The sequence below is a fragment of the Sphingobacterium sp. ML3W genome, from assembly GCF_000747525.1.
Classification (GTDB): Bacteria; Bacteroidota; Bacteroidia; order Sphingobacteriales; family Sphingobacteriaceae; genus Sphingobacterium.
On sequence record NZ_CP009278.1, the window covers coordinates 4426690 to 4440801 of the forward strand.

The 14112-nt window shown below is 36.4% G+C and carries 9 protein-coding genes; 4 read left to right on the forward strand and 5 right to left on the reverse strand.

What is annotated here, in order from left to right; all coding sequences use genetic code 11:
• Nucleotides 1-148 precede the first annotated feature (148 nt).
• From KO02_RS19010 to KO02_RS19020, 3 genes are all read left to right on the forward strand, one after another.
• Complete coding sequence (locus tag KO02_RS19010; protein ID WP_051960055.1) at nucleotides 149-1411, forward strand: S41 family peptidase; 1263 nt, start codon at nucleotides 149-151, stop codon at nucleotides 1409-1411.
• 165 nt (nucleotides 1412-1576) lie between these two features.
• Nucleotides 1577-3067 carry an MAC/perforin domain-containing protein gene (locus KO02_RS19015; protein WP_038700863.1) on the forward strand — a complete coding sequence of 497 codons (1491 nt, stop codon included), beginning with the start codon at nucleotides 1577-1579 and terminating at the stop codon, nucleotides 3065-3067.
• A gap of 1021 nt (nucleotides 3068-4088) precedes the next feature.
• Nucleotides 4089-4268, forward strand: coding sequence for a hypothetical protein (locus KO02_RS19020; protein ID WP_038700865.1), 180 nt, complete (start codon nucleotides 4089-4091; stop codon nucleotides 4266-4268).
• 289 nt (nucleotides 4269-4557) lie between these two features.
• On the opposite strand, the gene mnmD is transcribed toward KO02_RS19020, so the two are convergent.
• The gene (gene mnmD / locus KO02_RS19025) at nucleotides 4558-5229 is read right to left on the reverse strand and encodes a tRNA (5-methylaminomethyl-2-thiouridine)(34)-methyltransferase MnmD (RefSeq protein WP_038702997.1); all 672 of its coding nucleotides are present in this window, start codon (nucleotides 5227-5229) and stop codon (nucleotides 4558-4560) included.
• A 230-nt stretch (nucleotides 5230-5459) separates the two neighbouring features.
• On the opposite strand from mnmD, the gene KO02_RS19030 reads away from it, so the two are divergent.
• Nucleotides 5460-6677 carry an FG-GAP repeat domain-containing protein gene (locus KO02_RS19030; protein ID WP_051960057.1) on the forward strand — a complete coding sequence of 406 codons (1218 nt, stop codon included), beginning with the start codon at nucleotides 5460-5462 and terminating at the stop codon, nucleotides 6675-6677.
• 87 nt (nucleotides 6678-6764) lie between these two features.
• Here the strand turns inward: KO02_RS19030 and KO02_RS19035 are convergent, their stop codons facing one another.
• From KO02_RS19035 to KO02_RS19050, 4 genes are all read right to left on the reverse strand, one after another.
• Nucleotides 6765-7898 (reverse strand): metallophosphoesterase, encoded by a 1134-nt coding sequence (locus KO02_RS19035; protein ID WP_158500317.1) that lies wholly within the window; start codon nucleotides 7896-7898, stop codon nucleotides 6765-6767.
• Between the two features lie 23 nt (nucleotides 7899-7921).
• Complete coding sequence (locus tag KO02_RS19040; protein WP_038703003.1) at nucleotides 7922-9373, reverse strand: RagB/SusD family nutrient uptake outer membrane protein; 1452 nt, start codon at nucleotides 9371-9373, stop codon at nucleotides 7922-7924.
• A 10-nt stretch (nucleotides 9374-9383) separates the two neighbouring features.
• On the reverse strand, nucleotides 9384-12731 hold the full coding sequence (locus KO02_RS19045) for a TonB-dependent receptor (protein ID WP_038700867.1): 3348 nt from the start codon (nucleotides 12729-12731) through the stop codon (nucleotides 9384-9386).
• A gap of 135 nt (nucleotides 12732-12866) precedes the next feature.
• Nucleotides 12867-14051 (reverse strand): FecR family protein, encoded by a 1185-nt coding sequence (locus KO02_RS19050; protein ID WP_051960063.1) that lies wholly within the window; start codon nucleotides 14049-14051, stop codon nucleotides 12867-12869.
• Between the last annotated feature and the right edge of the window lie 61 nt (nucleotides 14052-14112).

A 14112-nucleotide genomic window follows, 5' to 3' on the forward strand; every position in this document is an offset into this window, starting at 1 on the left:
ATTGTTTATTATAATAAATAACAATAAATGAGCTAACGTTGATAGATTTGTTTAGCATTTCATTAGAACTATAAATTGGAAAACCTTTTAATAAATTTTAATCGTTTATATTAGTAAACAGATTTCACTAAATTAATTTACACCATTAATGAATTTAATTTTCAACAATTTAACATACAAAACGGTATCCATAGTAATATTTTCAATCCTATTATTTTCGTGTAAAAAACACCCATTAGAAGATACCCCAGTTTCTCCAGAAACAGGTACTCGAATGGAACTAACTATCGATTCCTTGTATCTTTATGCTAAAGAAATTTATTTATGGAATGAGGCTTTACCCAGTTACGCTACATTTACACCTAGAGATAAATACAAAAATATAACACCTGAGATAAATGCGTTAAGAAAGGAATTGTTTGATATTTCACAGTTTAAAATAAATGATAATACAAATTTGCCTTATGAATTCAGTTATTATGGTTCTCCTAAATATAGCTCAATTTTCGAACAAACAAAAGTAAACTTAAAGGCCAATTTATCCTCTTCAAGAAAAACAAGCAACAATGATTTAACAATAATCCAAATAAATAATATTTCCTATTTAGCGATACATGAATTCCCACAATTGCGTGAAATAAAATCTGATTTAGATGAAATATTTTCAGAAATTTCCATTCAATCACCCAATACCATCGTAATCGACCTTCGTTATAATCAGGGAGGATACATCGAGACGGTAGAATATCTAGCCAACTTAATCGCGTCCAGTAAATTAAAAGGAAAAGTAATGTATACCGAAAGTTACAATCCTACACTACAATCAGGAAAAGCTAAGATTTTAAAACATCAACCTTACACAGATAGTAACGGAAATTCTGTAATCATTAATGGCAGACAGGCAAATATGGCTGATGTTGATTATAGCGAAAAAGGTAATACTTACTATTTTGATAAAAAAAATAATTTAGAAAGTGTCAAGAACATATATTTTATTACATCAGGCACAACTGCATCAGCTAGTGAGTTGTTAATAAGTTTATTCAAGCCCTATTACGATGTCAAATTAGTTGGCCAAAAAACATTTGGAAAGCCAGTTGGTTTCTTCGCAGTCAATATTGACAAATACGTCACATACATGAGTAGCTTCTTAATAAAGAATGCAAATGGATGGTCGAATTATTTTGATGGTATGCAACCTAACATTGAAGTTGAGTTATCATCTAATCCAAACTTAGGAGATCCCAATGAAGAGTGTCTTAAAAGTATAATTCTCGATGTAAATGGAGATTTGAACATGCCATTAAAAAGTGAAACTGTTTTCAGAAAAAGTCCAAGTTCTAAACATAAATATAACGAAATAGGTAATAAAGGCATGTCTCTTGAAAATAGATTAAAACTAAAGTATTAAAAGGATTATCATTTGGTAAAAACCCATATACAACTATCTATAATTAACTTCCGAATTTTCGAATAACCATAAAATTAATTTAATATTAACAATTATCAATTAATTCACATATTCCTATATAAATACTGATATTTTATTATACTTTTGCATCAAACAAATTATATAATGAAAAGAAATAAACTTATAGGCGCATTGATTCTTTCAATTGCACTTCTTACAAATTGTACAAAAAACGATCCTTCATCAGAATCGTTATTGAATAATAACGCTAATAATCAAGCTGCTGCCGGTGATGGAATATATGATGTTCTAGGATATGGTTATGATGTTACTGGAGAATATTTAAGCTTGAAATCAATATCATATACTCCAGTACTTGATATGAAAAGATTAGCGACCGACCATTTAGATAAAATTAATACACCAACCACAGGTTCAGGAGATGGACGCTATTTTTATGGAGCAACCGCTAAAGATTTTGTCAGCGACATCAATGTACAAAGAACATTCAATGTATCAGCAACTATTGGAGATGAAAAGCCTCAACAAGATGGACAGCAATACTTTACACCTTCCTTTGGAACAGAAAACACCGACCATAACATTAAGGATACTAAAAGTAGATTTTCATATGGAAGATATGAACATATTAAGGTAGTAAAATCAATCCAATTTGCTAAATATGTCACTACAGACTTATTGATAAATTATTTAAATAATGATTTTAAAAATAACATTAATCAATTAAGTGCCGATCAATTAGTTGATATTTACGGTACTCACGTACTGTTAGACATTACTGTAGGAGGTCGAATGCTTTTTAATTTCACAGCAAATATCAGCAGTGAGAAAACTACAGAGACAAAAAAATCAAAAGTTGAAGGTGGTTTAGGATTTTTTGTAAAGAAATTTGGAATTAACTTCAAGTCGAGTAAGACGACGGAAGAGATAACGACGAACTTTAATGAAAGTCGTGAAAGACAAATGAATATTAAATATCAAGGTGGATCAAATTCTGGGACAAGCGTTACTTTCAATTCCGATGGTTATTCTTCTGAAAGTATCAATATAGGGTCATGGGAACAAAGTGTTACGGATAGGAATTGTGCACTTATAGATATCACTAGAATGGTTCCTATTCATCACTTCATAAGTGACCCTACAAAAAAGGCACTGGTAAAAACTGCAATCGATAAACATATTAAAGAAAATCAAATTACAGAACTTGGTGAAGTACCTGTTTACCAATACTATTCATCTAAATACTCTAACCATTATTTTTCTAAAGACAATTATACCGTTTTACCTTCGGTAGATGGAAACTATAAAAATGAAGGGATTGCGTTCTATGCATTTACGAAACAGAAAGCTGGATTAATTCCTATTTATCAGTATTATTCTTCCAAATACTCTAATCATTATTTTTCTAAAGACAATCATACAGTTTTACCTTCGGTAGATGGAAACTTTAAAAATGAAGGAATTGCATTCTACACATATTCAAAATTCAATAGTGAAGCAGCTCCCGTATTTCAGTATTATTCATCCAAAAATTCAGATCATTTCTTTTCACCTGAAAACACCCCAGTAATAGACGCTGGAGGAGGTAATTTTAAAAATGAAGGAATTGCTTTTTACGGTGTAAAAACTAATTAACGTGCTACTTATATTGTTAGGTTACTAATCTGGACCCAGATAAATAATAAAAAGCGGATGTTGGTTTTACCAGCATCTGCTTTTTTTATGTATAGGAAATGCATTCAGCTTAAAACATATGCATACTAATGGTGTCATCCACTCGAATTTTGTAAGCCGGCGTTTGAAATCGCCGATATACTGATGGCTCACAAAAAACAACCTCTTTTATTTCTTTATCAAACTTTAATACTATAGATAGTATTAAAGTATCCAATGCTTTAAAAGTTTCATGACATTCCGGTAGACGAAATATCTTCTATACATCAAATGGTTAAAACATCAAAAAGGTTATCTCAAGTAATTGTTAGATTGTCATTTTATTGTCAAGGTGATTCTATGTTGTAACAATTGTCTCCGATGCCCCGTTATATCAGTTCATAATTTAGGTTTATAATTGGTTAGTAAAACTCCTGTCGCTCCCCGCTTCAGGAGTTTTCTTATTTTTAGGACAAATGTAATGGACTACGCCGCTACTGCTTTATTTCCCAATAACCATCACCTTTGGGTGTTGCACAATAAGATATGCTGACCGCAACAATTTAATCTATCTTTTGATGCTTTTCACTGGTTTTTTTAATGTATTCGCAAGAATGGAGCTTCCTTACCTGATTGCAATGTTATCAAGAGTAAGTGAATTTACACCTTCATCACTAAAAACAGTTAACAAGACAATTATTAATCGATTATAGAAATAATGCTACTACACCACTTTCTTCATGATTAAAAACCAGCTTTAAAACAAAGCATACCACTTTCCTTAACTAATTGTTGCCTTTTGCTAGTCACTTCTTCAGTTTCAGTAATCACTTGTTATAAATAAGTAGTCACTTTATCCAAACAAGTGGGCACATGTTCAGAAAATCAGGACACTTATCGACAACAAGTGAACATGTATTGCAAACAAGTAGTAACTTCTGCTAAACAAGAGAACACTTATAAAGAAGAAGTGACCATATGTTGTAAATAAGTGAACAGTATTATGAAAGAAGGGAACACTTATCCAAAAGATGTGAACACTTATTCCAAAGAAGGGAACACTTATCCAAAAGATGTGAACACTTATTCCAAAGAAGGGAACACTTATCCAAAAGAAGAGAACACTTATCTCAAAAAAGGGAACACTTATTCCAAAGAAGGGAACACTTATCCAAAGAAGTGAACACTTATTCCAAAGAAGGGAACACTTATTCCAAAGAAGTGAACACTTATTCCAAAGAAGTGAACACTTATTCCAAAGAAGTGAACACTAATTCCAAAGAAGTGAACACTAATTCCAAAGAAGTGAACACTAATCTCAAAGAAGGGAACACTTATCTCAAAGAAGTAACTAGTAAAACCGAACAAGTAACCCTACTTAGGCCTCCCTCGCTCAAACTTGATCGCACAACAGTCCAATAAATTAGCATGCTAACCATTATTGATCATCGTTTAATGTAGCATTTTATATATTAGATCTTTGTGGCTCGTAGCATCTCTCTCTTCCCTGGCGCACCTGGGACTTTCTCAATAGTAAAGCCCAAAGCTTTCATACTTCTTTTCAGGTTACCTGTGATGGCATAGGTAACGAATACGCCACCAGGTTTAATAAATTTTGCTACATGCGCCAAAGCTTCATCCGACCACATCTCAGGCTGATGAATAGCAGCAAAGGCATCGAAATAAACAACGTCAAAGTTTATTGCTGAATCGAAATCCATCAATAAGGTGTGATTGATAGATAAATTTGTTTGTCCATTAATTTGGATCTTTTCTGTTAATGCCTGATTATAACCCGAAATGTAGTTTTTCCAGTTTTCCTCAGATACGAATGCACCATAGCCCATTTCTTGTATAACTTCAAGTGGTAATGGGTAACCTTCGATACCTACATAATCAACTTCAATAGTTGAGGCCTGATCTGAGAGGTAAGCCAATGTTTGGGTGAAATTAAGCCCCGTACCAAAACCTACTTCAAGAATTGCAAGATTGCTAACCGCATTCTTTTGCATATAATAGTCCAATCCCGCGTTAATAAAAACATGTTTGCTTTCTTGAACTGCACCATGCTTTGAATGATAGCACTCTCCTATTTGTTCATTAAACAATGTTTTTGAACCATCTCCTGTTGTAACAAATTCCATTTCAGCCATATTTAACAAAAATAAAAGAAAAGAAGTTAATCTGTACTCATAATGATCGATTCGATTCACATATTTTTCCGAAGTCGTATCGTAGCTGTAGTTAATGAAGTGCTATATCCCTAAATTGATCAATACTAGGGTAAAAATATAAAGAGCATATGCTAAATAACTTGACATAGAACATTTCAGTATAATTATTTGTATATTAAACTACTGAAACATAAGAAACTATGAATAATTATTTCGAAAAAACGCTAATTTGTATTGGTCTTTATATACTTTTAAGCCCATTTCAATATTGTTCGGCACAGTCAACTTATTTTAAGGATGTGACTTTAACTAACCTCCCTCAAGATGCGAAGGCACATGCTTTGGATGTTATCCTTGTGGATGTCGATCACGATGGAGATTTAGACTTAGTTTTGGCTTTGGAATCAGAACCAAATCGCTTGTACCTCAACGATGGAAAAGGTGGTTTTACTTGGAAAAAAGGTGTTTTTGCAGAAAAACCACATGATACCGAACATGTACGTACGGCTGACTTTAATAAAGACGGTTTTATGGATTTAATTTTTGTTGCTGAGGATGATCAAAACCATGAATATTATCTAGGCAAGGGCGATGGAACTTTTGTAGATGCTTCTGACCGTTTACTGGGAAAAAGCGAGGCCAATGGATTGGATATCGCGGATGTCAACGGAGATGGATTGGTGGATATCGTAATTGGCAATACAGGGAAAGCACCACAAAATTTCTTATGGCTAAATGACCCTGAACGTCCGGGTTATTTTATAGACCATACTACAACAGCTCTTCCTCAGGTGAACGACCAAACACAGTCCGTAAAATTAGCGGATTTGGATGGTGATGGACATGTGGATATGGTGCTTGGAAACGAAGTGCCTCCAAACCGGATATTATATAATGATGGAAAAGGAAATTTTACAGCGCATGATGAGGGATTGCCTTTGAAAGTACCCCTACATACCCGAGAAGTAATTGTGTTCGACGCCAATGGTGATGGAAAACCCGATTTACTTTTTGCAAACCTAACAAGTAATGGTGGCGCTAAGGACAAAGACCCTCGGGCACGTTTATGGATCAACCAAGGAAATCGTCACCTTGTTGATGAAACGGAATCGAGAATTCCGGAACAACTCTATTCAACCTATGCCGCCGCAACCATTGACTTTGATAGCGATGGACATCAGGACATTATTTTGAGTGCTATAAAGATACCCCCTTTTGAGGAGATGCAGGTTCAGGCGTTACGTAATGACGGTTCTGGTCATTTTTCTCTAGTTACTGATCAGGTAATACCAGAGGTCACACGTGGTAGAAGCTGGGGTATTGCCGTTGGCGATGTGGATGGAGACGGTATTGATGATATGATCATCGGTGGATGGGGTTCTCAGGTACGCTTATTACTTGGGCAAGTACGCAATTAACCTATCACTATTATTATACTAGCTTCAGAAAATAAAAAAGGCTGGGAAAATCCCAGCCTAAAAAGTAACTTTAAAAAGGAGTAAGTTTTATTTACCCATCATTTTATTCTTTTTTATATCATCATAAATCACTAGCATCTTATCCGATTCTAGGATTAACCCACGGCTCCTGCCATGCAGTCTATTGGATTCGTTGTTAACATTCACTGCTATTACCCTCCCTTTATAAAACTGAGTTACCTCGGGAAAAATAGTATGCCCCAAATATATTCTTTTTGCATCAAAAGCGATCAGCATTTTATCCAACTCTGTTTCACTTAAAGGATGATATTTTTCTTCCGGGCGAACCATACCACGATACCAAAGTGGTCCCTCAGTAGCAAAAAGAAACTTACCTGCAGACGATTTCTGACGTTCTTCTTTCACTTCAAAGATTTGAGCACGGACAGCGTCGTTCACCGCGGGAATGGTCCATTGTGGATCGAGCATGGAACTACTCAACCCAGCATGCACAAACAGATGATCATCTATTTTCTCCATCGTGTTTCTAAGCTGTAACCATTTTCCCAATTCGGTATTTATAGCCCAGAAATCTCGGTAGCTTTTCCCTAATGAATCGGCCAGAACATGATATTTATCCTGCATGTATTTATAATTACCTCGCAGGATCATTTCTTCATGATTTCCTAACAAAAAATGAACGCTTCCTCCTACTTTTTCAGCTTCAGCCTCTAATTTATAAATCAGCCAAAAAATAGGTAGTACATCTTGACCACGATCAAATACGTCACCATTAATCACAAGATCATTTTTACCGAAAACCCATTCATAGTTATCACCAATTACTTTTTGAGCTTTTAAGATCGAATAGAAAGATTCGAAATCACCATGGGGATCCGAAATCACCATAATATTACCTTGGCTTTTATAGGACCATTCAGGAGTTTTTATAGGATGTAGAGATACCTCAAAACGATGCTGACCATTTTCGGTCGTGACCGGAAATGGTTCTTCTGCACCTACTTTAATTTCGATTTCGCCATCTTCGACACGCACGAGCTTAATTTCCCCTTCTTCATGAAAGAGGTAAGGCCCATCGTATTTCCCTAATGACTTTGCATTTTGTGCATGTGCATCATCAAGGGTGAAAAATACCGCAACGAAACAGCAAAACAAACGCGTTCTAAAGGAAGTGATTCCCATTTTCGAAAAATGTTTCATCTTATTGTACATGATTTACATTCTTAATAACCATCATTCTGAATAATATTGATATTGGCATCAATTTCGCGTTGTGGAATCGCCATCAATGTTTTAAAGTAAGTGCGATCGAATGATTTTGTTTCTGCTCGCAACAAAGGCGATACATGGGCATTGCCTTTCCTTTCTATCCGCATATTATTACGTAAGGCATCAAATAACCGATGTCCTTCTCCCACTAATTCTCGTCGACGCTCTTCCATAACACGCGTTAACGAAACGACTCCACTAACTGTTTTTTCAGGGTTAGCACGTGTTACAATAGCATTTAAATATTTAAGAGCATTTGCATTATCACTCAATTTAACGGCTGCTTCTGCTGCAATGAGATATGCCTCGGAAAGCCTAAGTACGGGAATATCCGCAAATTCTGGATTTTCACCATCAGAGGTATTTCCAGGGTATTTATCTAAGTAATAATAATCGACATTCTTGCTACTATATTTTGTGATTATCGTATTTCGAACGTCTTTCGGATCATTTGCTAAGAGGTTCATGTAATCATCCGATAGGATAATATCATTATACCCGTTACGCCATAATAAATAACCCATTCCTTCTTTTCCAGGACCACTCTCAGTCTTTACAATGGACAATTGAAATAAGACTTCACTCGTATAATCTTTCGACCAAACAGAGGCATATTCATCATTTGTCCAAAGTTGATATTGACCCTTTAATGATGTTTGCCCTCCTTGTGCATCTTGGATCAATTGACTAGCCTGAGTGAGAGCTTTTTGGTTTTCTCCCATGTATAGGTAAGCTCTCGCTAATAATTGAGAGGCTGCAAATTTGTTGATTTTACCATTCTTTTTTGCTGCACTCAATAACTTAACTGCGTTTTCAAGATCCTCAACAATCTGTACGTAGACCTCCTTTACTGTATTTCGAACAGGTTTATTTGTCGAAATATGCTTTTCTATTTCAATCGGTATACCCAATGAGGCGCCATTGTCTTCTGTATAGGGAGCTCCAAAGACTTTCACCAGATCAAAGTGTGCCATGGCTCTAAGACTAAGAGCTTGCCCTTTAATATCCTTCAATTCATCGGATAAGTCCTCCTGAGGCAATCCAGCTACATAAGCCAAAACACCATTGGTGTTACGTAATACACGATAGGGTTGATACCATAATGATGATGGAGTATTGTCTTTATTTAAATCGAAAAGGTAATATTTTGCAGCTCGCTTTGTATCACCGTTTGAAAGCATATCTTCACCAGTAACATCACCATAATAAGTCATACGCGCACCGTAATACTCATGACCACGCATAATGTCGTATATACCATTTAAAGCATAATTGGCATCTCTCGCAGATTTGATAGCCTCCGAACTTTCGGTAGAAGTACTAGGCTGAGCTTTTTCTAACCATTGGTCTCCACATCCTACTAATAAAGTACATGATACAAGGACCGTTGATAATATATGTTTCATAGTCTGTTTTTTAGAATTTAACATCCAAACCAAAAGTCACTGTCTTTAGTTTAGGAGATTCGAAATATACGGTACCATTTACTGGCACTTCTGGATCATAATTTTTGTATGCCGCAAACGTTAAGAGGTTGACTCCGGAGCAATAAGCTCTAATGTTACTAACTTTGAGACGACGTGCGATATGTTGTGGTATGGATATACCAAAGGTCACATTCTTCAATCGGATATGATCTGTTGAATGTACACGGCGCGTATTAGCCACACTACTCATATCGTAAGTGTTACCTACCATAAACATTTCAATATCGGTATCATCACCTGGTTGCTGCCATCTTCTTTCATAATATTGCGGAATATTGTCATAACCTGTTTTTCCAGCTAATTCTGTTTTGCTTGCTCCGCTATCATATGAATATCCTCCTAAAGAATAGGTCCAAGTGAAATTTAGATCCAAAGTCTTATAGCGAAAGGTATTCGTAAAACCACCCACCAACTTAGGATCTACACTTTTGTAGAGGATACGATTTGCTTTGGTATAATCTTCTGTGATCGCTCTAGCATCGAGATTTTCTGGATCATTAATATAATATTGAGGTACACCAGATTCCTTATTTATTCCTGCAAATTCAATTAAATAGTAACTGTACCATGGCTGTCCGATACGATGGGTCATGGTGCCCTCTCTTAACTCGGCACTACCATCTGCTAATGCCACGGTTTTATTCTTATTCATACCAAAATTGAGGTTTGAAGTCCATTTAAATGCTTTATCTCTTAAAATATCAGCATTTAAATCAATTTCAATTCCCGAATTACGAATGGCTCCTATATTCGTTAAATATGATGAGAAGCCAGTTGTGTAGGATGTCGGCATATCATTCAACAAATCTGAAGACTGTCTTTTATACCACTCGAACGTAAGTCCCAATCGATCGAACAAACGTAGATCCATACCAATATTGAGGTTATTTTGTTTCTCCCATCTAAGCGCTGCATTACCAATTTGGGTCTCTCTGATACCAGGATTATTACCATATGGATAACCAAAGCCTGTTAAATCCATATACGTATAATAACTGCTTGGCAATGTTCCGTTTGTACCGTATGATACTCGGATTTTACCATCTGATACAATATGATTCAAAGATTCCATGAAATTTTCATTCGAGAATTTCCAAGCTCCAGACAAGGACCAAAATGTACCCCAACGACTATTGCGGTGGATACGTGAACTGCCGTCCATACGAATACTGCTTCCTAAAAAATACTTATTATCGTAATTATAATTTGCACGCGATAGGTAAGAGAGTAAGCGCCATTCCAAATTGGAACCAGATAGATCGGTAATCACTGAACCATTGGATAGCACAACTTTATCTACGGATGGAAAGTTATCTTTTGCCCCATCGATACCGTCCCTTTTATAGCTATTTACTTCATAACCTGCCAATACATCCAAATGGTGTTTAGAAGCAAAGTCCTTCGTATAAGTAAGGCTATTACGCCATACGATCTGATTGTAATCTGTAAAACTTGAACTTAAGGAACCATTTGCTTTTTCACCATCTGATGACCTCGGATCTGACCAAGAGTTGTACTTGGTGGTGGTATGATCAAGACTAAATGTGGTATTAAAGACTAAGTCATCAAAAAACTTATAATTTGCAAATACGGTATTGAATGAACGATCGCCTTGTTCTCTACGATAATTATACAAGGACGCGGCCTTCGGATTACGTTCTCCATTAGAGAAGAAGTCGGTAAAAAAAGTTCCGTCTTCATTATAAACAGGTTCTGAACCCGTTACCTTATGTCGTGTTGAATAAATAGGGGAAGTATAGGTACCACCTTCAGCATTGACATCTTGTGCAATGTTTGAATATAAAATATTAGCACCAAGCTCGAGTTTATCACTCATTTTATACTTTACGTTCAAACGTCCTGAAATCCGTTCGAAGCCCGACTGATAGGTTAATCCCGTTTGATTGGTATAGCCCATTGATGTATAATAGGATAGTTTACCATCGCCTCCAGAAGCAGAAAAATCGGCATTTCTAAAAGGTGAATTCTCTCTAAATAAAACTTTTTTCCAATCAGTCCAACCACTCCATGGAACAGGGGCATACTTATCGATATTGGTTTGAGCATAAGTTTCAATAGCAGTTTCATCCACAACCTTATCCATGTAACGTGCACGATTTCGAAGCCCTTCTAACAACATCTCTCGGCGTTGCGGTCCATCCATTACTTCTCTAAAATCTGTCGCTTGACTTGAAAGTCCATAACCGCCCCTAAATGAAAATACCGGTTTACCTGCCTTTCCTGATTTAGTTGTGATTAGAATAACTCCGCCTGCTGCTCTTGATCCATAAAGCGAAGCTGCTGCTGCATCCTTTATCACTGTGATTTGCTCAATATCTGCATTGCTTAATGTGGACATAACATCCAATCCAGCATTATTTGAACTGCTTGATGCAATATCACCCGACATAACAGGAACTCCATCTATGACAAATAGTGGTCTGCTTGAAGCATTGATAGAGCCCATCCCTCTAATGCGAATATCTGCTGAACCACCTGGCTGCCCCGAAAGTGAGTTTATCTGAACCCCAGGAGCATTTCCTTGAAGCATTGTTGAAAAGTCTACCGCAGGAACATCAGCCATACGATCGGTACGAATAGTGGATGCTGCACCTGTATAATCTGATTTCTTAATAGTACCATAGCCCGTAACAATAACCTCTTCTAAATTCGCCTGACTAAATATTAAACTTACGTTTACGACTTCATCGGTAGCCTCGACATCTTTTCTTTCATAACCCAAAAAACTAAACATCAAGACAGATCCGCGTGGAGCTGTTATCGCGTAATTTCCATTTTGATCGGTAGCAACCGTGTTCGTAGTTCCTTTAATAGAAACTGTCACTCCCGCAAGCGGCTTCCCGCTTTGATCCGTTACCTGCCCACGTATGCTCCTTTGCTCATGTATGGCACCCCCTTTATCATGGGTGCTCACATCGCGGTTAGCAGACGCAGGATGCCCCAGTTTGACGACAATTGATTTACCTTCTTTTACATAGGTAAGCCCTCTGGGTTCCAACAAGTCGGAAAGTGCTCGATCTAAAGGTACCCGGTCAAAATCCACACTTACAGCTGATGAATTTTTGACAATTTCCGATTTACATAAAACGGTAAAACCCGTTTGTTTTTTAATCTCTCGGAATACTTCTACAATAGAACTATTCTTCTTCTTGATACTTACCGTTTGAGCGAAACTTCCTGCATGAAGCTGTCCAACGGTAAACAAAAGAAGCATAATAATCATTTTCATAATAATGAGGTATTTATACTTTTTCATTACATTTGATTGGTTTTGTTAGTTTAATAAAAACAGTTAAGCAAGTTTAATTTGATTTTCGAACCAATTGCTGGGGAAGTACCACCTTCCTCAGCTTCTTGAGATTACGAAATATGATTTAGTGTATGTCACCCATTATTTCATAAGTCGCACCCTCCTTCCTTCAATTTTAACTTTAATTTTATCATCGGTCATTTTAATGATTTTCAAAACCTTATCGAAGCTATCCAATCTTGATACCGACCCCCATAATGTTATTGTTTGTAGACTTTGATCGATTTCGATATCCAAATCATACCATCTAGCCACTTGCGCTAATGCTGTACCCAACAATTCATTGTTAAACATAAATTCATCGTTTTTCCAGGATACACTTTCGTCTATAGGCATTTGTTGCACGATCAAATTAGCGCCATTATTAATGGCTTGATCTCCTGGTTTGAGCTCTTTCACTAGACCTTTAGGAATTGTTACTTTTACCTTCCCTTCTAACAAGGATACCTTGGACTCATCTTCATCAGGATAAGAGTATACGTTGAAATGTGTACCCAATACTTCTATTTTTTCCTTCGCTGTAGCTACTAAAAATGGTTTACCGTGAGATTTCGCAACTTCAAAATAAGCTTCGCCATCTAATTCTACTAAACGTTGTTCTCCGGTAAACTGAACGGGATAACGTAACCGTGTTTCAGCATTCAACCATACTTTCGTACCATCAGAAAGTACAATTTGATATTGCCCTCCGCGTGGCGTTGATAAAGTCATCATATTAGTTTTATCATAAACAGGAACTGAGGTTACAGAACCATCGTTATACGTGATGCTATCTCCGATTACGATACCTGCATGGCGCTGATCTAATCCTAAACTTGTACCATCAGAAAAATGAAGGGTCGCTCTATTTCCGCCTGGAAGAATATTTTCTGCTAACCGAACGACCTCACCCTCGTCACTAACAAGAGGATCTGTATATTTCAGTTTCCAAATGCCCAACAAAGTCAGGGCTATGAAACAGGCAGCCACAGCATACCATACAATCGGATTTTTCTGATTTCTTGATTTCTTGGGAATGGGTTGTTCAATACGATTTATGATATTGGATAGTACGCGTCTTTCTCTTTCAAGGCCGCCTATTTCAATTAATTTCTGGTACTTCAACAATTCCCGATTTAAATTGTCTGATTCCCCTAATTTATCGACCATTTCACGTAATTCTGGATATGCTTCAAGCAAGGTTCGAAGCTCCATATCATTATCTGGATGGATCGTACCTTTCAAATATGCGCGCAGTAATCGAACGGTGTTTTCTATATCATGCATTGTGTTTACTCTTCGTTTAATGATAGAAACACATGTTCTTACAAAATCTTACAAGAAATTA